Raw genomic sequence first — 24,079 nt, forward strand, 5'->3', positions numbered from 1 at the left:
GTCAGCCGCTTGAGTCGGTTTTCCTCTCCGTGATCAATCACGGAGCTTCCAACCCTCCCAGGAGTTTTACGTGATAAGTTCGTTCACTCACACACAGTCATCTATGAATGCTGATACTTTTAACTCTCACTCAGTTAATTGTCCCATTTGCCACCACACTAGCGTTTTGCCTTCAGTAGGGGTGTTTGGCGGACTGTTTACCTGTCCTAACTGCCATACTCATCTGGTAATTAGCAACAGTGGTCATTATGTGCGAGATCCTTTTTCTTGGCAACATTGGGCGATCAGTAGAATGCTAAGGCGGCAGAGTCATCCGTTGGCTAGAATTGGTCGTGATGTTTGTTCAACTAAACCGTTTTCTTTAGTGGCGATCGTTAGTAGTCTGCTACTGTTAAGTTTGGCAGTGGTGGTAAGCGATCGCCTAAATTATCGCCATCAGATACTTGACCCCAATATTACCGAATTTGAGCAAGATGCAGGCGATTACCCTTTTCCCTAAATGGCTTTAATCCTTTGATGGGTTTGGGGATTTCAGAAGGCATAATTAGAGTCCACCCTTCTATAGTTCCCAAAACTCTGCTATCTGGGAGTTGGAGGTTATGGAGGGTTTGCTGATCAACCAGAAAATAGGCTGAGGGTGAGTTGTGCCAGTAATGCTGTAGGGCTTGGCTATCTACGGGACGTATTTGCCGTCCGCTATAAAAATCTAGGGAAGGTCGCGAGTAGGGGTAGGATGTGTAAATCTGTGCCTCCGGGGCTGTATGTTGTTGGATGAGACTAGCAACGGGTTTGACGGGGTAGGACTCGCCCAACTCCCAAACCCAGTGATGTGAGGAAACAAATAGCAGCAGGGATAAATACATCCCCCAGCACAGAATGACTAAAAATTGGCGATCGCATTCGACTAACAATAGGGTACTAACAGCCATGGTTAATGCTACGGAAGCACAGGTTAACTGAAGGTTAATGTCTAAAGTAGTGGTATCAGTTAGGGTTAACATTCCGCCAAAATATAGCCCTCCTAGCCAAGCTACAAAGGCTAAGATACTAAATAGGGGCCAGAGGCGATCGGGACGGGGACAGAGATAATCTGGGGTTAGCAACTGGTCTGGGGGGACGCTGGGGGAAGGCTTTGTTTTTTGCCATCTACCAATTTCATGATCTCCTTCTTCCCAAACTAGGGCTAGATAACTTCCTACCGCTAGGGCGAAGGCTGGATAAATGGGCATAATATACCAAGGGAGTTTGGTATTCATCGCAGATACCGCGATTAAATAAACTCCTGTCCACACTAATGTTAACCGCGCCCAACTTAAATTGCGATCGCGCCAAGCTAATCTTAATCCTCCTAACCAGAATAATAGCCAGGGGGCGCTCAATTTAATGATTTCCAGTAAATAATACCAGGGGGGTCCTTTGTGGTTTTCCACCGACTCCCAAATTCTAACTAGGGACTGATCTACTAGGTTGGCGATTATGAAGTCAAAGCCATAATATTGCCATTGGGAAGCATACCAAAACGCTACGGGTACTAAGCCTAGCCCTAAGCCCCACCACAGGAATTTTGAGGTCAACAGTCGCGGGGTATCCCACAACAAAAATCCGAAGGCGATCGCTCCTAATAATACCCCTAATAGCACTCCTTTGGTGAGACACAATAACCCAAATGCTAACCCAGACCCCAAGGCGTAGCGCAAATCTCGCCGCGCGCGCAATACGCAGACCATCATTAGGACTAGGAAAAATAATACCGCCCCATCTAACATGGCTAAACGACCGTGACGGACTACTGGAATTAGGGTTAAATAAACTAGGGCCGAAAAAATGGCCTGGGTGCGACGGTGGAAAATTTCCCGCCCTAGAGTGTATAATAGGGGTACGGATGTGGCTGTTAATAAGGCTCCTGGTAGACGGGCTGTCCATTCGTTTACGCCCCCTATTTGATAAAATAGGGCGATGAACCAATGGATTAAGGGGGGTTTGTTTAAGTAAGGGTCTCCGTTTAGGGTCGGGTGTAACCAGTTAGCATTCCCTGTGATTAACTCCCGCGCTACTTGGGCGACAATTCCTTCGTCCCAGTCTCTGATGGCCACTCCCCCTAAATCTATGGTAAATAATAGTAAGGCGGTGAGCCATAATCCCCATCCCCATAGGCGATCGGCTTTTTGGTAGGTAGTGAATATTGGGCTTTTTGGTGTTCGGTGTGCGGAAATTCGATGAAACATAGTCCCCCATGCGATCGCTCAGTTTGACGGTATTTGTAGAGTTCTTTCTAGTTGGAAATCTTCCTTAACTAGCTGAGTTGGTGCTGATTTTAACACAATAACTCAGATTTTGGCACTCTGTCGCGATTCTATCTTACTTGGGGAGGCGGCGGGGGGCGATCGCTATATTAATATAGGATTCAGGAATTATTGGGAAACTTTGATGACTGGGAAGAGTCTCGATATGGGTAGTCCGAAAAAAAACCATGGCTTTCAGATGAGAACATTAACTATTGATGATCTCAAAGCCTTTAATGAATTATTGCGCTATGTGTTTCAAGTTACTAATCATGATTTGCATAAGATTGGTTGGAATGAAGAGGAAATTGAGCGCGAAAAACGACCTATACTTGAGGCTGCTCATGTTTTGGGATGGTTTGATCATGATAAGTTAATATCCCAAATTGCTATATATCCTATGAAGGTTAATATTCATGGGGTGATTTATAATATGGGTGGTTTGACTGGCGTGGGAACTTATCCTGAGTATGCACAACATGGTCTGGCTAAGTCTCTGATTATGCAAGGATTACTTGAGATGAAAGCTAGGGGTCAAACTATTTCTTATTTGTACCCCTATTCTATCCCCTATTATCGAAAAAAGGGTTGGGAAATTATTAATGACCAGATTAAATATACTATTCCTGACCATAAATTGCCGCGCATTACTGACGTTTCTGGTTATGTGCGGCGTGACCACGCCGAGGGAGATATTATCAAAGCTGTTTATCAAAAATTTGCTGAACAACAGCATGGCGCATTGATTCGTGGGTCCCTAGAATGGCAGGAATATTGGCGCTGGGATCAAGATGATTTGCGTGCTGCTGTATATTATGATCAGAATGATCAACCGGCGGGTTATGTGCTTTATTACATTGCTAATGATATCTTTCAAATTAAGGATATGATTTATCTGGATGAAGATGGTCGCCGGGGTCTATGGAACTATATTAGCGCACATCAATCTATGGTGGAAAAGGTCATAGGTTGGCGGTATACTAATGACCCCTTGGCTTTTCTACTGGATGATTCCGAGATTACTGAGGAAATTTCACCTTACTATATGGCGCGCATTATTGATGTCGAAAATTTGCTCAAGTTCTATCCTTTTCAGCCTCCGGTTAATGCGACTTCTCTCTCTTTCATTGTGCGCGATGATTTGTTGAATGATAATAATGGTGTGTTTACGGTGGAATGGCTGGATGATGGGACCACTAACATTACCCGTAAAAAAAGCTGTCATGAGGCGAGAATGAGTATTCAAACTCTGGTTTCTTTGTTGATGAATTATCGCCGTCCTAGCTATTTCTATAAGGTGGAAAGGTTGCGCGCTGACCCTCAAGTGGTGGATTTGCTGGAAATGATTATCCCTCGTAATGAACCGTTTTTCTCTGACTATTTTTAAGGGGAACTTTATCGGCATTGATTTTATAGTCAAGTGTATAGACATACTCCGCCTTCCAGTCCAATTATAACCAAGAAATTTTCAGTTGTCAACCCCCAATTCAGAGAATTTCTGATCAATGGTGATTTTGAGAGAGAATGAGATTGAGGATATTTAATTCTGTGGAGGTAAGCAGATAGCGATCGCTAAAAACCTTAGATCGCATTTGTTCAAGACTATAACTTCTAAAGATGACAAAAGGGAATTCTTGATAGCGATCGCCAATAGGTAGGACTTGTTCACATGGGTAGAGTAGATTAATATATTGACTGAGGATATGACGGAAACTGTTATTGTCCGTTTCATGTATTTGGGACTGAAAATAATGGCGGATTTGTTCTCCGACAATAAAGGTAAATAAAGGAATCGCGTAATATTGACAATCCCAGGAGTTGTGTTGTTCAAGTATTTGAGTCCGATAGTGGTGTTCTTGGAGTTGATCAATTAAATCGATCGCACCTTTAATACTAGCGGTGAGACTAGGAGGATATTGGGAACTCTCACGAATCGCAATCATTTTTTTTAAAAGTTCCGTATTCGCATATTCCGCAATTTCCCTTAATCTCATTTGGTAAGACTCTTTTAAACCAGAGTTAATATTAACCAAGATTAAGCTACCACATATATGACCAAGTTCTGGTTTTTTCAGTTCTAGCAAACCTGTCAAGGGGTCACAATATTTAGCAAACTCAGCATTAAATTCTCGGATAAGTGTTAAATAGGAGATGCTGGAATTATCGCGGCTATATTTAGATTCATCACTACCATTGAGCAAAAACTCACACCGATTCAGCAATTCTTGGATATGTGTAGAGACAGTGTTTAAGGTAGTGTTTTTAGGATTTCTTTTGTATTCTTTGTCTAATTGCTTAATTAAGGTAGATAACTGACCCGTGAAACTTTGACCAGAAGCAGAAACAGATTTTCCTCCAATGGGAATCATCAAAAAGTTACCCCTTCCCACTTGACCATATCCTTGTATTCTGGTCATGATCGCAGTTTTGAGAATAACTAGCAAGTTTAACATACTGATCAGACTTTCTTGAATGGAGAGATTAGGGTCGCTATCATCTCCGTAGTAAATAGCGCGATCGCATAAGTAAAAAGTCAAGAATTTCTGGTGATCATCAAAAGTCTGCAATTTTCCTTCTTCCCAAAACTGTCCGCGACAGCGATAAATAACTTGGATAATTTCCATTAAGTTAGTTTCGACTTGAAACCGAGGAACTTCCACTAAAATATGAGTAGATTTCGGGAAGGATAAACCCCGACTAGCGGAGGAAGTCATAAATACCACTTTGACCTGGTTTTGATATTGATGGATTTCTTGTCTTTCCGTATCGCTGAGGTTAGCGTGAACTTCTAAGTAGTCTTGATTTTTGACAAAGGTTTGCTGTTCTTGGATATCTTCAATTAGCAGTTGTAGTCTGGTTTTGTCTTGGATATAAACTAAAATCTGACCCGTATTTGGTTCCTGAATGAGTTGATTAATATCGGTAAAAATCTTAGATAATACAGTTTTGGGAAGTTTGGCTTTGGTTTCCGATAGTTGGTCTTGATTAAATTGGACAGATTCAATAAAGGGTTTATAGGTGATAGTCAGATCTTTCGCGGGATAGGAGTTAGCGTTAATAGCGATCGCCGACTTTTTGTTAAATTCAAATTCCTTAGACGAGATAGAATCAATATCTGGTTGAGATACCCGACGGAAGAAAATTTTATCAGGTTCGGGAGACGTTTCTGATAGGTGTTGTGTAATCACTTCCGGGTCAACAATGGAAGCATCTGCGACAATTACCTTAGTATTGAATCCATATTCACGATTAGTTAATTGGTATTTATTAATAATTTTGCGAATCCCGTCGAGAAATTCAACCCCGCTATTATCTCCGGTAATTTCATCAATCATAATAAATATATTTTTGATGCGTTGGGAGAGAGACTGCATTTTTTTAATATCAACTTTATTAGTTCTTTTGCTGTATGCTGTCTCAAAAATTTTCTCGAAGTTTTCTAAAGTATTCTTACCAGTATTAGTAATGCGTAAAGATTGTATACAAGCTGTAGCCACAATATGATTAGAGAAATCATCATTAATTAAATTAGATATGGCTTCACACAGGGTTGATAATACCCCATTAACCTTATGTGGAGATGGTTTTAGGCGATTATCGGCGATGCGTTCAACTGATTTATAACCGGGATATGAATGCGGTTTTTCTCTTTGGTTAATCGGGATAAATTTAACTGAGTGAAGGATAAACTCATCTTGATGTTTGGTGGCGAGATAATTAACCGTTGAAGAGGGTGCGTTATTTTGGAGAAGGATAAAGTTAGTGGTAACACAAAATAGGCGATCGTCGCTAAGATGATCAGTTTCTGAGTTTTTGAATTTTTCGATAATATCTAGGTTAACTTGTTTGCGAGGACTGACATAAAAGAAGAGAAAACCCTCATCAATATGAGATTTCAAAAAATCCACGATCGCCGTAGTTTTTCCAATTCCGGGATTTCCGGTCAGAAAGATATAAGTATGGACTGAGTTTAGGTATTTTTTGACGGCTTCCGCGTGGGGTTGTCTCAGGTCTAGGGTACAACTAAAATTATCAATAATTTCTGTGTGGGGGGGGATGATATTAATGCGATCGCGACTAATATTAGATAGATTTTTCAGGAAGGATTTACCATTTTTAAAACTTTTGGCGACATTGCGGCGAATTAGATCCATTACCTGTTTTCTCGCTGCGGTAATTTCTGCATCTTTGGGTTCATTTTGATAAATATTCGCACAGGTAGCGAGTAAATCCCAATGGTGTTGACTTTGGGGATTTAGGGATAGGTTGCTAAGACTGCGATCGCTATATCCGACTACATTAATCATCGTAGAGTTTTCGGGTTTGACTATTCCGAATTGTTTTAAAAAACCATAAAAGCTATAAGCATAACTAGCAGCTTGAATTAATTTAACACATTCCTTATCTTGTCGCTTAAATGCGGTAAAGTATCGTTTGATATCCTCCGAAAATTCCACATCAAGATTTTGCGGATCTCCCGTATCCAGCCGCAATTTTACGAAAACACTTTTCGATTTCAGATAATTAATCTCTCGTTTGAGTAACCGACGTTGGTTGTCTAGGTTTTTATCGGTTAAATCCATTAAATCTTCAATCGCTTTCACCGAAAATATGGATAAATCTACCACTAATATTCTCAGGTCATTTCGGTTTCTCAGTAACATCAAAGTGTCAGCTTTCAAAAACTCACCTTTCTGGCTGTATTTTTCCCAATTGATATTCGGTTGTCTAGGTGAAAATTCATCTTTTAACTGCGACGACCACTCCTCAATCTGTAGCCGTTTATCTTTGGGAAATAGGTTGATACTGTTATCATCAGAAAAGCTACACTGATTATAAATAATATGATACTTATGGTAATTTTTTCCCAAGGATTTCAGATATTCTCGAAAAAAGTTTAACCCCGATAACCAACCTTTCTGAATCAAAAATAATCCCCATTTTTGCAGGTTATTCCTAATGGCTTCCTCGTCGGTTATGTTGGCATCTTTGATAATTTTCCGTAGCATTTCTGAGAATCGCAATTTTTGCAAATCCCGACTATACAAATCAGCGAAATTATTGTCAATTTTAGCTTCCGATATCGCTGATAAAATCCCAATATTGAAACCTACCTCAAATAATCTTCCGAAATTTTCTGCGACTTTCATCTGTCAACCTCAATCATTATCGTGATTATTCAACTTATTGATCAACCGGGTTATTGGTGGAATCCGATTGGGGTCTCCGTCGATTCTGGGGATACAAAATCGAGTTAACCTCACTCAAAAAAGCCAAACTATTAAAATTGGCTTTTCCATTAATATGATTAAAAACAGATTTTTTGCGTAAAGAATCATCACCAATAACGCGATCGTAGGGATCTAGTTTAATCTGGATCTTGTTTCTAACTAATTTTTTTTCTAATCTGTAAAAGTGGAAAAAAGTCAAATATTGCAGAATGTCTTGTTTCAGAGAGTTATCATGAATCAATCCCTCCCGAATATGCTGATCGTCCAGGACTCCTTGATAGATATTTAATAAAGTTGCGTAGGACATCACCCCATTATAAAAGCGATCGTCCTTGTTTGTGGTTGTCACAGATAAACCATTAAAGAGATTAAAAAATACCACCACGTTTTTACTAGGGTCTTCTACCAAGTTTAATAATTTAGCAGTATCCTTGAGACTATAGGAAACCTGGTCTAAGGTTTTCATTTTTTTGACATAATACTTATTAAAGAAAACCGGATATATTTTAATATCTGGTAATCCTGATTGGAGAGATTTAATTAAAGTGGGTGACATGAAATAAAACTCATCTTCATTATCCACTTGTTTGGTTAGGTTTAAATTATCAGTAAATGGCGCTTTAGCTATATACAAAAAGTGACGATATCCTAATTCCTCGTAAAGATAATCTACCACATCAATTAAAATTGAGGGTTCTGTATATAAATTGCGAGAGAGATAATTTTCCGAAAAGGTTTTTAATAACTGTACGACAATTTGATTCTCTGACTGCTTCCTAATTCCGATCGCTTCACCGAATACAGTAGAAATCCGGTCTTGGCGATCGCCTTTGAATAAACCATCACTTTCAACACTAGAAACCACAATTAAAGCCAATTTATCCAGGGAGAAACTGGGACGATTAGCAGATTGATCTAGGATAAACTTGCGCGGTAATACCGAATATAACGAACCCAAAGCATTTCCCTTGGTAAAACTTTGGGTCAGATTTTTAATCCGCAACCCTTGAGAATTGGCGCGATATTTATTATTCAATAAATGACTAATTACTTTCGATAAATTAGCCATAAACTTCTCTGATTCAAAAGGTTTATTTTCGCTACCTTCATGAAGTCGAAAAATTGGTAAAAATACCAGTCCCCAACCTTCCAGAATTATCAGCAAAATGATATAAATCAGCAGAGACATGGTAAACCGATAAATAAAACTCTGTACCGAAGAATTATCATGCTCCTTATTTAAGGATTCTTTATTGTAGTGAAAAATAATTCCTGGAATATTGCTAAAAATTTGTTCTGTTTGTTGGCTATTTGGGTTACTTTTAGGAAGGAAGAAAACCGGAAGACATTTTTGAATTTTATCAATCCCATGATAATTGATGGTAAATTGCTGATTTTCTGATGTCTGATAATAGCGGATATCTTCGATTTTCAGATTACCCGGAAGTTGACAAAATATTCCCGTGTCGGGACTAGAATCGCCAATAGTAATGTACTGAAGACACTCTTTGGTATTGCTTTCTACTAGATGATTAAAAAACAAACCATTGCTAATTTTATCAATATCTGATTCTAATATACCCTTATATATGCCAATTTTAATCGGAAAATTTTGGGGTTCTAAAATAGTGGATTGTTTAAGACAATGATGAAGTAGCGATTTGAGTATATTAATTTTTTTTAATACTTTATATTTGTAAAATCCTTTAATGACACGCTGCAAAAAATTAGACTTTTTATCTTCATCTGTACCCTGAAAAATTGGCAAAAAATAGGTCTCAAAACTCTCGCGAACATTATAAGTTAGTTCCGATTGTGGATCATAATCTTCTTGGTCAGGATTACTGTGAGTCGCAAATGCAAAATAGTAGACAAAAGCTAATTTCAAGACCTTTTGATAATACAGAGATTCCTGATAAAATTCTGGTTTTTTTGCTTCGGCTTTATCAGGATTAATCGTATCAAGATGATAGTCAAATGCTGGTTTACCTCCCCTAGCTTGAACCGGGTTGTTAAATTTAAGTTTTAAGCCAAAAGTAAAGGTTCTCTCGCTTCCGTCTGGACTGGTGGTTTCCCCTAAACTCTCGCTAATTATCGGAATAATGGGGAGAGAGTCAAACACCTCTGACCGGGAAAACCAATCCCGATAATTAATGGTTTCTCCACCATAACTAACTCGATAATCTCCATCCTGTTTGTCATGGTCATAAATATAAGCCACCATATCTTTTAGTCGCCGAATTAAATCCTGTAAATAAACTAAATCGGGATTATTATTAGTGGCTAAATTGGCGGCTAAATATTCTAAATAGCAGATTTTAGCGTGTTTTTTGAGTTTCCCTAGGGATTCGCTATCGACTACTTTCTGTAATTTATAAAAATCAGAAGATTTATCATTAGTTAAATTATCTAGGATTTCCAGAGTATCTTCTACATCCTCGCTGGATTCTTGGTCCAGTTTTTCCTCAATATAGTTACGGAGTCCCTGTTTTAAATCTTGGGTAAATTGATTGATGTTTCTTACGGAAATTGTCAGTTTATGAAACTTGAGGATAGAATGACTACCCACATTCTCATTAACCCGTGTTTCTAACTCTGAAGTTTTGACGTTTTGGATAGCAGGAAAATTATAATATAAATCGAATTTCTGATTGTTGATTTGCTGTAAAGTTCGGATAAAGCTATGAGTTAAAGAGTTGATATCTGGGTGATTATTATCTCTGGCTAATTCCTGTAACTTGTCTTTTAATAAATCCCGAATTTGTCTGATTTGTTGGTTAAATATATTTTGAGTATTACTATTAAAATTAACTGTGGCTGATTTGATGATACCCTTGGAACTAATGGGGTTAGCAATATTTTGTTTAATTAGTTGCTCAGTAATAGTCTCTAGGTCGATAATCAGATGATTTTTATTTTGGGAAATTTTGAATGGTTGTTGTTGGGTAATTTGCTGGATAATTTTATTTAATATATCGCTGTAGTCTACGGGTTCTAAGTTGCTGTCAGCTATTCCTAAAATGTTCATGTTGACTCCTGATGATAAATAATAGCAGCGATCGCCTTAGTAATTATCGGGGTGATTAAATAGGTGATGACTGAGGCTTGCCTTCACCTATATTGATGTGTGATAATAGACTAGAATGCTTGAATCCACTCTTTCACGTTGTACTCAGTCCAGATCCCATTTTTCCAGTAGGGGTCAGCTTCCACCAAGCCGCGAACGATCGCCTCTGATTCAGCCTCATAAATCCCCAAAACCTGAGTTAGATCTTTGGTGGGTCCAATAGTAATTAAAACCCCCGATTCTTTTTGTTCCTTTAAACCCTGTAAATGTTCTGGTCGGTAGGGTTCCCGTTTCGCCAAAACGTCTTCACAGTAGCTACCCAACATGATATATTTTGCCATAACCTTCTCAATGTCGTCAACTAATCACCACCATAGATATTATCACATTATACCAGAGCCATGGTAATAGGTGTCTATGTGATTTTGAGGAAATTCTCAGAAGTGGGTGGTTATCGACAAGAGGAGTCAACCTCCCCCCAAGAAGGGAAGGAGGGGGGATAAAGGGAGACTAACTAACTTCTCAAACTGACCTGAAACTCCTTAACCAAAGCATCCCTAATTTTTTGCTGTAAGGGTTCTATGTCCTCATCAGTAAGGGTGCGATCGCCAACCCGATAAACCAAACGAAAAGCCAAACTTCGCTGATTTTCGGGAACATTTTTGCCACGGTATTCGTCGAATAAATCCACCGATTCCAGGATTTTACCACCATTTTTAATCATGGTTTTTTGCAAGTCAGCCACCGACACCGAATCCGCCACAAAAAAGGCCAGGTCGCGGTCACTAGCGGGGAAAGTAGAATAGGACTGAAAAGGTCGCTTTAAGTAATCCTTAGCCGTAATAGCAGCCGTGAGTACCGGGAGACGAAACTCGAATAAATAGACAGCTTCAGGAAGTTCTTTTTCCCGTTGAATTTGGGGGTGTAGTTGACCAAAAATTCCCAGCCGATCGCCATTTAACCATAACGTAGCCGTCCGTCCAGGATGAAGCATTTTTACATCAGATTCTTGGCGATATTCCACAGACAAAGACAACCGCTCCCACACGGATTCTAACACACCTTTAGCCTCAAACCAACTCATGGGATTATCCTTGCCACTGTTGACCCAACGACCCTGAGACGGGTCGCCACCAATCACCCCAGCGATCGCATCTTCTTCCTGGTAAACTTCTCCATCACGCCGAAAAATCCGGCCAATTTCCAACCCATTTAACGGACCGTTACCATTTTCCAGGTTAAACACAAAAGCATCAATTAACCCAGATAACATCTCAGTTCGTAAAGCCGAATACTCCACGAACAGAGGATTAGCAATTACCACCTGATTATCCCCTTGTTGTTTAACTAGGGAATAGTGCATCAACTCAGTCAAACCAGCAGCGCGAAAAGCCGATCGCAAGTCTCTTTTAGCCGCTTCTTCTGGTGGTAAATAACCGGGGACACTCTGAGTCGGAAGAGTATCAGAAAAGCGGTCATATCCATATAATCGCGCCACCTCTTCAATCAGGTCAATTTCCCTTTCTAAGTCCCGTTGACGATAGGGGGGAACTGTCACCGTCCAGACTACCGATTCCCCCTCTTGGCGGCTAGTACCACATCCCAAAGCAGTTAAAATACTTTCAACCTCTGGGGGTTGTAAATAGGACTCCACCTCCGTATCTTCTCCCCGCTTGAGGGGTCCTAAAATAGCATTAAGGCGATCGAGACTCAGGGAAACTTCCTGAGTCATCCGCATTTGGGTAGCACCGCTGGCGGATTTCTGAACCGTAGCAGTTCCCCCAGCTAGTTCCGAGATTAATAATATAGCACGACGGCAAGCCAGAGCCAGTTCAGCTTGATTTATGCCGCGTTCATAACGGGTAGACGATTCCGTGCGGATACCCTGAACACGCGCCGATCGCCTAATAGCCACCGGAGAAAACACCGCCGCCTCTAGGATTAAATTAGTCGTCCCCTCGTGAACTTCCGTATCCTCGCCTCCCATAACCCCCGCTAAAGCAACCGGTTGATCATTAGCGGTAATCACCAGATTTTGGTCTTGTAGCTGGCGGGTTTGACCATCAAGAGTTTTGAGAGACTCAGAAGCCTTAGCAAAACGCACCCCGATAGTCAGGTTTTGAGATCCAGTCAGGTTAGTGAGCCGATCGCGATCGAAAGCGTGGAGAGGCTGCCCCCATTCTAGTAAAATGTAGTTGGTGACATCGACGACATTGTTAATGGGACGAATTCCCGCCGCCTGTAGCCGTCGTTTTAGCCAATCAGGAGAGGGGGCAATTTTTACATTGGCGATCGCACCTCCGATATAGGTAGGACAGGCTTGGGATTCCATAATGTCAATTTCCAACCCACCTGCTGGGTCTTGGTCGCCAATTAATACCCCCGCCGCGTCAGGAATTTTCAAACTCCCGCCAGTCAAAGCCGCCACTTCTCTAGCAATTCCTACCATACTCAACCCGTCCGCGCGATTAGCGGTAGCTGTGACATCCAGGATCACGTCATCGAGTCCGATTAGGGGTCGGACATCACTTCCCAGCACAGGGTTGTCTAAATCAAAGTTATGGATACCTGGTGATTCTTTTTCTAAACCCAATTCTGATAGGGAACAAATCATTCCCATAGAGGGGACACCCCGCAGCTTAGTTTTTTTTAGCTTCAGGTCAATGGCGGGGAGATAAGTCCCAATGGTCGCTACAGCCACAATCATATCTGCTGCTGCATTAGGGGCCCCACAAACGATATTTAGGCGATCGCTTTGTCCTATGTCTACCTGACAGACTCGCAGTTTATCCGCATTAGGGTGGGGTGCAATTTCCGCGATTTTCCCTAATACCACACCATCGGCCCAAGTGCGGCGATCTTCGATATCTTCTACTTCAAATCCCGCTACCGTCAGGGTTTCCGCTAATTGTTCGGGACTGATACTGATGTCTACCAGTTCTCGTAACCAGTTTAATGAGATCCGCATATCACTTCAATTTTTTTGTCCGATTCTCCATTCTAAGGAGTCAACTAGCCTAGTGGCGAAACTTTTTTCTGGAGACCTGTTAGCCGATGATGGTAGCAATTACTGGATTTTGGGGTTGCGATCGTTGATAATAGTGTTTGATTCCCGTGGTTACAGGTTCCCGTAGAAAGTTAGGCAATAATGGGTATACATAGAGTTCCCTGTGCCTTGCTATATACATAGCTACTTACACGAATTCGCGGTCTGACGTTAATCTTAAATTGAGTTATCTCCAACCGCCATGAGTTACTGTACCAATCCCAGTTGTCCTAATCCCGAAAACCCTAACGAGGCTGTCAAGTGTCAGGCTTGTGGTTCCCGGCTACGGCTACGAAATCGCTACCTAGTCGTTAAACCCATTGGTAAGGGGGGTTTTGGGGCCACATTTCTAGCGCGGGATTTATCCCTTCCCGGCTATCCTGCTTGTGTAGTTAAGCAATTGCGACCTTCTGCCACTTCTAAAAAAGTCCTGGAAATGGCACAACAGCTTTTTCAGCGGGAGGCGAAAACTCTGGGGAAAATTGGTGATCATCCCCAAATTCCCCGTCTTTTAGATTACTTTGTCGGGAAAAAACAGTTTTATTTAGTCCAAGAATTTGTTGATGGTTTGACCCTCAAACAAGAAGTTAGAGCCAATGGACCTTATACCGAAGCACAAACTCAGGAGTTTCTGCGGGATATTTTACCACTACTCGATTATATCCATTCTCAAGAGGTCATTCACCGGGATATTAAACCCGCTAATATCATTCGTCGCCGTCAGGATAATCGTTTAGTTCTCATTGATTTTGGCGCGGTTAAGGATAAAGTAAATCAAGCCACCATGATGGGAACTGGAGAAACCGCTTTTACTAATTTTGCCATTGGAACTTCGGGATTTGCTCCCATGGAACAGATGTCTTTACGACCTGTTTATGCTAGTGATATTTATGCGGTGGGAATGACTTGTATTTATTTACTGACCGGGAAATCTCCCAGCGCTTTGGAACATAACCCCACCACCGGGGAAGTTCACTGGCGAGAACATACCCATGTCAGTGATGCTTTTGGTTTGGTCTTAGAAAGAATGTTGGCGGTGTCCGTTTATCAGCGTTACCAGTCCGCCAAAGATGTTTTATATGCTCTTGATCATCAGGATGATGCAGAAGATGATTTATCTGCTAATATGTCCGTTCAGCCTATAGTTACAGAATTCACACCTGAACCCAAACCAGAACCACCCGAAGAACAAACTATTTATAACGATGATAAAACCTCCATAATGATGACTGCTCCCCAAAGGGAAGTGAAATTGATTCGGGAACGCCGAGAACGCAAAAAACGACAGGAAATGACTGAAATCTCTACCCCTAAACGACCTGTCCGGGGGGGATTAAGTGCTACTCGGGGAGCTCCCGTAACTGCGATTCATAGTGATGGCTTATCTCAGAAAACCGTAACTTCTACTTCCCATAATTGGAATGAAAATAATTTCCGTAGTGCTTTTAGTCAGGGACACCGAGATTTTGGCGATTGTGAATTGAGTGGCTTAAATTTGTCCGGGGGAAAATGGAGAGGTGCTAATTTCTATCAGGCGCGACTTAGTAATATTAATTTTCAAAATGCTGACTTGAGAGATGCTAATTTTGGCCGCGCACGATTGACTCAGGCTAAACTCAAAAATGCTAATCTGGAAAATGCCTATCTGAGTACCGCTAATCTGGAAAAGGCGGATTTGAGAGGTGCTAATTTGCAGGGTGCATATTTGACTCGCGCTAATTTGCGAGGTGCTAATTTATGCGGTGCTAATCTTAGAGGTTGTATGGTGGGGGATGAACAGTTGGCTTTAGCACGCACTAACTGGCGGACTATTTTGCCTAATGGAAAACGCAAATTTTGCTTTTGGTAAAAGTGGCTATTTATTGCGGTCGATAGGGGTCTGTGGGTTTGGTTTCACCAATTAATGCGGGGTCGGAATTTATGCAGCCTGGTTTTTTCACAAACTGACACACCCGCGCCCATAATCTGGCTCTGGTTCCGGGCGCTCCTACTGAGAATAAAACACGATCGCCTCCGGGTGCTTTCACAATTTTTACGCCACAAATTGGGCAGACCTGGGATGGTTCGTTAGTCATCTTATCTAACCATATCTTTTGGGTCAAGCCAGCACATTATATCACAATCGGAGCAATTTGGCAAGCCCCTTTTACCAAATCAACCCGGTTGCTTATTGGTCAAAATGCCGGGGTATTTCCGATTTATTTGACTCTGTAGCCAGCCTAACCACTGATTGAGATGTTTATAAATATTCACCAGACCTCTGAGATGGGAATATTCAGATCGTCCATAGAGGAAATCATATAGACTCATTTGATAGTTGTCCTGAATGGCTAAATCTAGCCACAGACTATGAAAAGGTGAGTTATGGTGGTAGTCGGGAATGGATTGTTGATAATAGGGAAAGGCGGTCAGACAGGTATTAAAAAAGTTCTTTCTCCCTCGATGTTTTAAATAGCTTAATCGGGGTTTAAATAATCCCGGATTTGCTAAGACTTGATGAATGGTATCTGCTAGGGATTCGGGGTCAAATTGGGCGCATAAACCCGCCGCTTCGGGAAAAAGGCGATCGCTTCCCCTCGCGTATTGATTAAACTCCTCAAAACAAATCACCGGAATATTGCAACTCATCGCCTCACTCAGGCTGCGATTTTTACCCTCTAATAATGACCCCAAAATATAAGCCCTTGACCGTGAATAATATGCTGGCATTTCTTGATAATTGTTGGCATACTTGATAAAATTAATATAATCCCAGGGATTCCCTAGTATTGACGTGATTTCTGCCAAAATTTTCCGGGTAATCTCATCATTATTATCAAAGTTATTAAAGTCTAAGTGGCGATCGCCCGCAATTAAAGATAGTTTAATGTGGTGTTGATATTTTTGCCGATACACTTTTAAACCTTTAGCAATCATCGGCAAATTCTTTTCGGGAGCAATCCGAGAAACACAAAGCAAATCAATATCTTTTGTCTCTATGGGTTTCGGGGCGATAATATACTCATTAATAAAGTCCGAATTGTAGCAAGTCATCAACACTTTATCAACGGGATTATTTCGGAAAAACCACCGGGCGCGATCGCGGTTATTATACAAACAGGAATAGGCATCAGCCGTTTGTGACCAAGGATAGGAACACCACATCGAGTAAGCCAACGAGAAGAAATAACGGGATAAATTCGGCAAGACATGATTCAGCAAATCCACCGACTCACTATAATAAAATCCTTTGATAAATCTCCCCTCATAAAAAACTGGGGGTAACACTACATAAAAGCTGACAGTATTAAATCTTGATGGTTGGCTTTTGTCAATCTCATAAGTCCAGCTATCCAAATCAGCATAGATATCCTCAATGGCTTTATCTACCTTGGGATCATGGAAATATGGTTGTTGACGACTATAATCTCCTTGTCCCATGGTTTAACTTATAGCTAATTGAACTTAGGTCAGTATACCAGCCCAGTAACACTTGGGAGGCAATTGCAGTGTCATAACCACCCAGCAGGGATCAACCCCTCCATGGTTACTAACAGCCTGAGTCCCCTGTGAGGAATGGTAACCAAATCTCGCGCCCTTAGTCATAAAATTTAATAATTTCTCTATAGACTTATGATTACTCAATGATTGAGGATGTCAGTTAGGAAAGATTAAGAAAATACTTAAATTTGAAGTTAGTCATTATTCCTGGCTAAAATAAATCAGTGGGAGCAGTTCCTCTGAAAATTGACTCTCATAGGTATCTGCGACCAAACCAGTTTGGGGTTCAAGTTTTTTCATGTTTTCTCAAATCTCTCTTCCGACAATAATCAAGAGGGTGCCAGTTTGTGGTCAGGATATCACCGTTGATCAGTTGTGGTCAGTATTCTCAGAAGGTGATCATGATTGCGTTGTGGTTGTTAACCAACAGCAATATCCCATTGGGGTAGTGTATCTGCGTAATTTAACTACCTATTTATTTTCGACAAAAAATAAAAAGCGGCCATTAACAAAAGCCATCCTAGCCGATCTAAGCGATCGCCTCATTAAACCCTTGCTTCTAATTCCCGCTTATTTAGATTGGCCAGAATTTTGGGCTTATTTGCAGCAAATTGGTTATGATTTAGGATGGCATCCCTATTATTGTCAATCCGGTAATAATCATCAAACAGAGGGTCTGTCCCCTCTGGCTATCATTAATCAAAAACAGGAATTTTTGGGGCTGATTGACTTAGCCAAACTACTGCCATATCTAGTTAGTCAGCCAGTCCAATTGGCGGAATATCAGTCACCCGTCCAGAAAGGGGGGTTTGATTCGTTTCTCGGTTCCCTGTTGCAACTCCTAGACCAATTGCCACTACCCATGATGATTCAAACCCAAAACGGGGAAATCCTGGGGCAGAATACGGCTTGGGTGCAACAGGTCGGAAATGAACCAGAAGTCTTGCAGCAAGCCGCTGAAACAGTCAACCAATGGGTTCCCAACTCCACTAAAACCCATGTCCGTCTCAGTGGCAACTCTGACGATTCTACCATGGCTTCCCCAATGCCAGGGTCGTCCATCTCCTCCACCACAGCGGTTAACCCCAACACCAGCCAGTTAGACGAGTGTATCTCCGATATCCCTAACTGGTGCGATATCGGGTCTAATTCGGAAACATATATCTGTATTTGTCCACAATCCAAACAGCAGCGAGTGTGGCAATTTACCCGCCAGACTTTGGTACAGCCAAGTTTAACAGAATGCTTTGATAAATGGTGGTTAATTATTGCTCAGGATATCACAGAACAATATCGAGTCGCTCAAGAGTTGACCGCTAAAAATGCCGATTTAATCCAACTAAATCGACTCAAAGATGAGTTTTTAGCCTGTATTAGCCATGAACTGAAAACTCCCTTGACGGCGGTTTTGGGGTTGTCTAGTTTGCTGAAAGATAAAGCCTTGGGGGAATTAAGCGATCGCCAAGCTAAATACGCCAAACTGATCCACCAAAGCGGACGACATCTGATGATGGTGGTTAATGATATCTTAGATTTAACCCGCATTGAGACCGGACAGTTAGAACTAACTCCCGAAGGTGTGAACATTCAAACCGTATGCGATCGCGCTTTAGAAGCCGTCCTGCACCTGCACCAGCAGGGTGATATTAAGGATAGTCAATCTAGCTTAGGTAGCCAAAAATTTAGCATCGAAATCGAACCCGGACTAGAAACTATTGAAGCCGACGAATTGCGTCTACGCCAGATGCTAATCAACCTAATTTCTAATGCCTTTAAATTTACTCCTGATGGTGGTTATATGGGTTTACGGGTTAACCGTTGGGAGGATTGGATCGTGTTTACAGTTTGGGATACAGGTATTGGCATTCCCGAGCAAAAACAACATCTGATTTTTGAAAAGTTCCAACAGCTAGAAAGTCCCCTAAATCGTCAATTTGAAGGCACAGGTTTAGGATTAGTTCTCTGTCAAAGATTAGCCCGGCTTCATGGTGGAGATATTAGCTTTATTTCCCACCAAGGAAAAGGCACTGAGTTTACCTTACTTTTGCCTCCCGTCCCTCCCGTAAACGGCTGGAAATCAGATAAATTAGACTGGGAAAAAGCCGACGTTTATCCATCCTCTCCATACCCTAAAACCAATTTATCTCGTCCCACTACCCAGGGACAATCTCGGTTAATTTTGATTGTCGAAGCCGTCCCCAAATATATTGATGATTTGAGTGATAAACTCTCCAAATTGGGTTATCGAGCCATCGTCGCCAGGACGGGAACCGAGGCTTTAGAAAAAGCCAGAAGGTTGCAACCTCGGATGATTTTTCTCAATCCTTTACTGCCACTTTTATCAGGTTGGGATGTGCTAACCTTGCTGAAAGCCGATGTAGATACCTGTCAAATTCCCGTATTTATTACAGCTACTTTAGGGGAAAAAAAGCGGGCTATGAAAGTAACCTGTGATGGTTTTCTGAGTTTACCTGTGGAGAAGTCAGATTTAAAGTTAGTGATTAATCAACTGGAAAAAACCCCCTCGATCGCACCAATTAAGAGATTAACAGTCCTGTGGTTAAATCCAGTTGACCACGACGAATTAAACCAAGGTTTAGCAGGTAGTTTAACCGACAAAAACTTGCCATCACCCATTAACGACACTTCTCAAACTTCCCCTTGTCGGATTTTGGAAGCTGATGATTTGGGTCAGGCGGAACTACTGGCGAGAATTTGGCATCCTAATGTTATGGTTTTAGAGTCTATTAATCACCTTGATGACCCCATGGCATTTTTGCTGGAATTGAAAGATGAAAAACATCTAGCTAATCTTCCCATAGTCACCCTAGACACACCCACAACTCAAGCAGCCAATCAAATTCAAGGATTATCCGTTTTCCCCTGTCTATTACCTCAAATTAGCCAGACTTATATGGGGTCTAGGAGGCGACAAGCTGACCCAGGTCTTTTACAGGTGATTCAAGTGGCGGCGGGGATGAGTTGGAAATCTCATATTTTGGTGGTGGATTTGTTGACATTACCAGACTTAGTAAACCTAGATGATGATGGAAGTAATCAAACGGCGAATTTTTATCCCCCGGCTGACCAAACCAGCAAAATTGAGCAAGCATTGATTCAGTATCTACAAACAGCAGGATTTCGGGGAACTATGGGGAGAACCTGGGAAGAAATTATGCAACAATTACAGTATCAGAGTGTCGATTTATTGCTGATTTGTGTGCGCCATCAAACTTCCCCCATTCTCCGAAACGCTTTAGATGCTTTAGTTAACCTGGGTAATTCTCAGCATGATGATTTAACAATTCCGCCGATTCTGGTTTTAGACAATTCTGGTTTATTTAAAACTTATCCTGATACCAAACCTAACAGTTCCCCCATTCAACATATCCCCACAGACTTACAGGGTTTAACTCAACATCTCACCCTCAAATTTCTATCGGGTCGGATTTCCATGACTGAACTATTGGATCAGATTCGAGAGTTAATGTAAAGTTTTGTAAAATGATTCCTGATGGCTGATTAAATGTGGGATAATGGGAGTGTTCGGTAGTAATTTTAGCCCGCAAAAAAAAATATGGATGGGCAAGTTAGGCAGGAACTCCCAGATTTGGTCTATGCTGAAGCTGTAGTGCGATCGCGATCGGGAGAGTCTCTGCTGTCAACACAAACGTTAGTTACCAGTGAAAATGTCACCCTGTTTGACGCTGATCCACGGCTGATTGAATACACAGAAGAAAGGCTCAGGGATACCGGATTTAATGTCCTATGCAAAGGTCGCGGTTCTATTAGTATTTGCGGCTCTCCTGAGCTTTATGAGCAGTCTTTCCAGACGACTCTCCGCCATGTTGAATATCAGGTAATTAAAGAGTTGAGTCAGCCTAGCACGGCTCAATTTATTGATGCGGTTGATGATAAACCCCCTGGGGAAATTGATATTTCTCAGAGCAGTTGGAATACAGAACTGGTAGGGGTAGCCATTAACGAACCTGTTTATTATTTTGGGTCAGGTGTTCCCTCTGCTGTTCCGCCGCCAGCAGTCTCGCAATATTTATCTGTACCCGATTGTTTAGCCAAGGGTCTAAATGCAAAACAGGCTCATGATGGGGGAATTGACGGTCGGGGTGTGAAAGTAGTAATGGTGGATTCTGGGTGGTATAATCACCCCTTTTTTACTCACCATAACTATCAGGGTCAGGTGATTCTCGCCCCCGGTTCTACGGATAAACATATTGATGCAAACGGTCACGGAACTGGAGAATCTGCTAATTTATTTGCAGTGGCTCCGGGAGTTGATTTTATCATGGTTAAAGCTGATGTGGCGATCCGTGGTAAATTCCGGAATGTTAATTCTATTGCCGCTTTCAGGACAGCGATCGCCCAACGACCTGATATTATCTCCTGTAGCTGGGGTTCAAATCAGAGAAGTTCGGAACTTTCACCTTATAATAAGGTCTTAGCCGCCGTAGTAGCCGATGCGGTGCGGCGGGGAATAATTGTGATTTTTTCGGCGGGAAATGGTCATTGGTCTTTTCCGGCTCAACATCCCAATGCGATCGCTGCTGGGGGAGTTTATCAGCATCTTGACGGACCCACAAAGGGAGAGTTAGAAGCGAGTAACTATTCCAGTGCTTTCCACAGTCCGGTTTATCCAGGGCGACAGGTTCCCGATGTCTGCGGGTTGGTAGGACAGCGCCCCCACGCCGCCTATATTATGCTACCTGTGCCGCCTGGGTCTTCCAATGATATCAAATGTGCTGAGTTTGAGGATGGTACAGAACCCAATGATGGCTGGGCGGCTTTTAGTGGTACATCAGCCGCTGCGCCCCAAGTGGCGGGGGTTTGTGCGCTATTAAAACAGTTGGATCCGGGTTTATCTCCGGTGCGTGCTAAGATAATTTTAGAGAAAAGTGCGATCGATGTAGTCAAGGGTTCTTCTAATTACTATTTCAGCCGACCAACAGCCGGTCCGGGTCGCGACCTAGCCACGGGTTACGGCTTAGTTGATGCTGGGAACGCCATTGCTACCCTCAGACAGGTAAATAATCAGGAAACATCCCACTCTCAAATCATCGATTATTCCCAGGCTGATGATACTTTTAATCCGGCTTTATCAGCCCCTATCAATTGTGATTGTGACAGTCCATCAGCAGCCAGTTATGTACCTGATGCAGCCTCGGATCATGGCTTATCAAATACTTGGCACAGTCACAGCATAGAACCGGAAACACCTCAATCAACTTTACCGACAATTTCAGCAACTAGGAGTCAAGTCACCATGTCTAACAATTATCCCAAACTCAACAATAAATTCGATGAAATTTTAAATGATTTCGACAATATTTTAAAGGGCAAAATCGAAGCCGAAGAAATCGAAGCCGTTGAACTAAATATCTCCCTGCGACATTTTAGCGATCGCTCTCCCCGGACCGAAGGCATACTGGCTCTGGTAGCTTGTTTACAGCAACTAGAGAAAAGTTGGGACGACCCAGAAACAGTTAAGGAATCCCTTGTCAATGATATCCTAAAATCCGCCAAAACCACCCTAGCACAAGCTGGTTTTAACTTGAGAAATCAAGAGATTATTGAGCAAATCAAATCATCATATATCAACAACCTAGCCAGTGTTGAACCCCAACCCATTCAGAAAAAGCACGTTTCCGCCGCCAAAAGCCTGCTCAGGATTCAGAAATATCAAAAGTTAGCCACACGCATTTTAATTAAGGCTATAGAAGAAGCAGACGAGAAAGTAGCCGCCTTAGCAGCCGAAGCATTAGGAGAGTTTCACACCACACAATCATCTCAATATATCGAGATAGAAAGTTCCGATTTTCAGGAACAAATTTGGGAAGGGCCGAATGGAGTATGCTATAAATACGATGGCCAATTTTATTTTGTAGATAAAAGCTCAGATAAAATACCTTGCGGACAAGATAGGGAACGTTGCATTAATGCTACCAGGTAAAGCTACCAGGGTTAATGATGGAAAAACTCCCTGACAATGAATTGTTAACACAGCCTAATTTCATGATAGTATTGGGGGATGCTACTCAGCATCCTCGCAGTCCCTATTTTCCAGATCTGGGGATGATTCCACAATATGATTGGGTAGTTTTGTCTGACAAAGAATTGCTGACTCAATCTGCTCTTTAGTAAGATTCTTAGTATTTGTTAAATCTACATTTGTTAAATTTACTTGTTGTAATCTTGTTCCCCTTAAAATAGCTCCATCTAAGTCAGCACCTGTCAAGTTTGAACCCAAAAGAATAGCATCAGATAAATCTGCAGATATCAGCCATGCTTCCTCAAAATCAGCTCCAAATAATTTGGCTCCACGCAAATTAGCACCATTTAGCCTAGCATCTCGAAAGTTAGCTCTTGAAAGTTGGGCTCCTTCAAAATTAATCCCATTGAGAGCCTTACCACAGAGATGAATTCTCTCCCAATTAGTTCTACCGTTTTCCCGTTGATGTTCTAATAAATCTTTTAATTGGGGAGTAGGCTCACAATTTCTCTGAGCTAACAGTATTTCTGTATGAATATCTACACGCATATTTTCAAGCATATTTTTAATTTGTTCATCAAATATCAGATAAACAGCAATCATCACAGTAGGAACCAGAGCTAAAACTCCCAGACTTTTAAATCTTTTGCGCCATTTTTCAGTCTGACTCGCCTTAATAAATTCCGTGGCTAACTCAGATAATGCCACTTCCTGAGCCGCCGTTTTATTAAACTCCTGAGCCTTCCTAAGAATGCGACCTTGTAACAAATAATCTGGGGATTTATTTTGAGAACGCCACTCCTCTGCATATCGCTCAAATTTCTGCTTTTGATGCAATTGTTCCCGACGTTCACTTAACCAACCTTGTAGCTTATCCCAATTGTGAATTAAGGCTTCGTGGGTGACTTCCAGAGTTTCACCTTGCTGGGGGTCTTGGGAGGTAGACAGGAAACGGACACCTCTGGCGGA

The 24,079-nt window shown here is 41.7% G+C and carries 14 protein-coding genes; 5 read left to right on the forward strand and 9 right to left on the reverse strand.

Features of this window, described 5'->3' with window-relative positions; all coding sequences use genetic code 11:
* The first annotated feature begins 103 nt into the window (after positions 1 to 103).
* On the forward strand, positions 104 to 499 hold the full coding sequence (locus ACTIE0_RS13590) for a hypothetical protein (protein WP_006669782.1): 396 nt from the start codon (positions 104 to 106) through the stop codon (positions 497 to 499).
* On the opposite strand, the gene ACTIE0_RS13595 is transcribed toward ACTIE0_RS13590, so the two are convergent.
* The gene (locus ACTIE0_RS13595) at positions 456 to 2,225 is read right to left on the reverse strand and encodes an ArnT family glycosyltransferase (protein WP_006669781.1); all 1,770 of its coding nucleotides are present in this window, start codon (positions 2,223 to 2,225) and stop codon (positions 456 to 458) included. The genes ACTIE0_RS13590 and ACTIE0_RS13595 overlap by 44 nt on opposite strands.
* A 109-nt stretch (positions 2,226 to 2,334) precedes the next feature.
* Between ACTIE0_RS13595 and ACTIE0_RS13600 the strand changes: the two genes are divergently transcribed.
* Positions 2,335 to 3,669 (forward strand): GNAT family N-acetyltransferase, encoded by a 1,335-nt coding sequence (locus ACTIE0_RS13600; protein WP_006625912.1) that lies wholly within the window; start codon positions 2,335 to 2,337, stop codon positions 3,667 to 3,669.
* 115 nt (positions 3,670 to 3,784) lie between these two features.
* Here ACTIE0_RS13600 and ACTIE0_RS13605 read toward each other — a convergent pair whose 3' ends face one another.
* The 5 genes from ACTIE0_RS13605 to ACTIE0_RS13625 all read right to left on the reverse strand — a co-directional run bounded on the left by ACTIE0_RS13605 (position 3,785) and on the right by ACTIE0_RS13625 (position 13,768).
* Positions 3,785 to 7,432, reverse strand: a complete 3,648-nt coding sequence (locus ACTIE0_RS13605) for a helicase-related protein (protein ID WP_006669779.1) — start codon at positions 7,430 to 7,432, stop codon at positions 3,785 to 3,787.
* A gap of 34 nt (positions 7,433 to 7,466) precedes the next feature.
* Positions 7,467 to 10,541: a hypothetical protein gene (locus ACTIE0_RS13610; protein ID WP_006669778.1), complete on the reverse strand. Its 3,075-nt coding sequence runs from the start codon at positions 10,539 to 10,541 to the stop codon at positions 7,467 to 7,469.
* 110 nt (positions 10,542 to 10,651) lie between these two features.
* Complete coding sequence (locus ACTIE0_RS13615) at positions 10,652 to 10,921, reverse strand: YciI family protein (protein WP_006620252.1); 270 nt, start codon at positions 10,919 to 10,921, stop codon at positions 10,652 to 10,654.
* 173 nt (positions 10,922 to 11,094) lie between these two features.
* Positions 11,095 to 13,548, reverse strand: coding sequence for a phenylalanine--tRNA ligase subunit beta (pheT, locus tag ACTIE0_RS13620; protein WP_006669777.1), 2,454 nt, complete (start codon positions 13,546 to 13,548; stop codon positions 11,095 to 11,097).
* A gap of 79 nt (positions 13,549 to 13,627) precedes the next feature.
* Positions 13,628 to 13,768: a hypothetical protein gene (locus ACTIE0_RS13625; RefSeq protein ID WP_155839167.1), complete on the reverse strand. Its 141-nt coding sequence runs from the start codon at positions 13,766 to 13,768 to the stop codon at positions 13,628 to 13,630.
* Between the two features lie 60 nt (positions 13,769 to 13,828).
* On the opposite strand from ACTIE0_RS13625, the gene ACTIE0_RS13630 reads away from it, so the two are divergent.
* Positions 13,829 to 15,475, forward strand: a complete 1,647-nt coding sequence (locus tag ACTIE0_RS13630; RefSeq protein ID WP_006620254.1) for a serine/threonine-protein kinase — start codon at positions 13,829 to 13,831, stop codon at positions 15,473 to 15,475.
* 10 nt (positions 15,476 to 15,485) lie between these two features.
* Here ACTIE0_RS13630 and nblD read toward each other — a convergent pair whose 3' ends face one another.
* Positions 15,486 to 15,701: an NblD family protein gene (nblD, locus tag ACTIE0_RS13635; RefSeq protein WP_006620255.1), complete on the reverse strand. Its 216-nt coding sequence runs from the start codon at positions 15,699 to 15,701 to the stop codon at positions 15,486 to 15,488.
* Positions 15,702 to 15,780: 79 nt separating this feature from the next.
* Positions 15,781 to 17,046: a glycosyltransferase gene (locus tag ACTIE0_RS13640; RefSeq protein ID WP_006669776.1), complete on the reverse strand. Its 1,266-nt coding sequence runs from the start codon at positions 17,044 to 17,046 to the stop codon at positions 15,781 to 15,783.
* 358 nt (positions 17,047 to 17,404) lie between these two features.
* Between ACTIE0_RS13640 and ACTIE0_RS13645 the strand changes: the two genes are divergently transcribed.
* The gene (locus ACTIE0_RS13645; RefSeq protein ID WP_006669775.1) at positions 17,405 to 20,599 is read left to right on the forward strand and encodes an ATP-binding protein; all 3,195 of its coding nucleotides are present in this window, start codon (positions 17,405 to 17,407) and stop codon (positions 20,597 to 20,599) included.
* A gap of 84 nt (positions 20,600 to 20,683) precedes the next feature.
* On the forward strand, positions 20,684 to 23,071 hold the full coding sequence (locus ACTIE0_RS13650; protein ID WP_006669774.1) for a S8 family serine peptidase: 2,388 nt from the start codon (positions 20,684 to 20,686) through the stop codon (positions 23,069 to 23,071).
* An 81-nt stretch (positions 23,072 to 23,152) separates the two neighbouring features.
* Here the strand turns inward: ACTIE0_RS13650 and ACTIE0_RS13655 are convergent.
* The coding region (locus tag ACTIE0_RS13655) for a pentapeptide repeat-containing protein (RefSeq protein ID WP_439516919.1) at positions 23,153 to 24,079 on the reverse strand (927 nt) is incomplete at its 5' end.

The sequence above is a fragment of the Limnospira sp. genome (assembly GCF_051859755.1).
Classification (GTDB): Bacteria; Cyanobacteriota; Cyanobacteriia; order Cyanobacteriales; family Microcoleaceae; genus Limnospira; species Limnospira fusiformis.

What these genes read in the sequence shown, in the direction of transcription:
- ACTIE0_RS13640 (WP_006669776.1), bottom strand. Translation starts at nt 17,046, where the DNA reads ATGGGACAAGGAGATTATAGTCGTCAACAACCATATTTCCATGATCCC.
- nblD (WP_006620255.1), bottom strand. Translation starts at nt 15,701, where the DNA reads ATGACTAACGAACCATCCCAGGTCTGCCCAATTTGTGGCGTAAAAATT.
- ACTIE0_RS13590 (WP_006669782.1), top strand. Translation starts at nt 104, where the DNA reads ATGAATGCTGATACTTTTAACTCTCACTCAGTTAATTGTCCCATTTGC.
- pheT (WP_006669777.1), bottom strand. Translation starts at nt 13,548, where the DNA reads ATGCGGATCTCATTAAACTGGTTACGAGAACTGGTAGACATCAGTATC.
- ACTIE0_RS13645 (WP_006669775.1), top strand. Translation starts at nt 17,405, where the DNA reads ATGTTTTCTCAAATCTCTCTTCCGACAATAATCAAGAGGGTGCCAGTT.
- ACTIE0_RS13595 (WP_006669781.1), bottom strand. Translation starts at nt 2,225, where the DNA reads ATGTTTCATCGAATTTCCGCACACCGAACACCAAAAAGCCCAATATTC.
- ACTIE0_RS13615 (WP_006620252.1), bottom strand. Translation starts at nt 10,921, where the DNA reads ATGGCAAAATATATCATGTTGGGTAGCTACTGTGAAGACGTTTTGGCG.
- ACTIE0_RS13625 (WP_155839167.1), bottom strand. Translation starts at nt 13,768, where the DNA reads ATGTATATAGCAAGGCACAGGGAACTCTATGTATACCCATTATTGCCT.
- ACTIE0_RS13605 (WP_006669779.1), bottom strand. Translation starts at nt 7,432, where the DNA reads ATGAAAGTCGCAGAAAATTTCGGAAGATTATTTGAGGTAGGTTTCAAT.
- ACTIE0_RS13610 (WP_006669778.1), bottom strand. Translation starts at nt 10,541, where the DNA reads ATGAACATTTTAGGAATAGCTGACAGCAACTTAGAACCCGTAGACTAC.
- ACTIE0_RS13650 (WP_006669774.1), top strand. Translation starts at nt 20,684, where the DNA reads ATGGATGGGCAAGTTAGGCAGGAACTCCCAGATTTGGTCTATGCTGAA.
- ACTIE0_RS13630 (WP_006620254.1), top strand. Translation starts at nt 13,829, where the DNA reads ATGAGTTACTGTACCAATCCCAGTTGTCCTAATCCCGAAAACCCTAAC.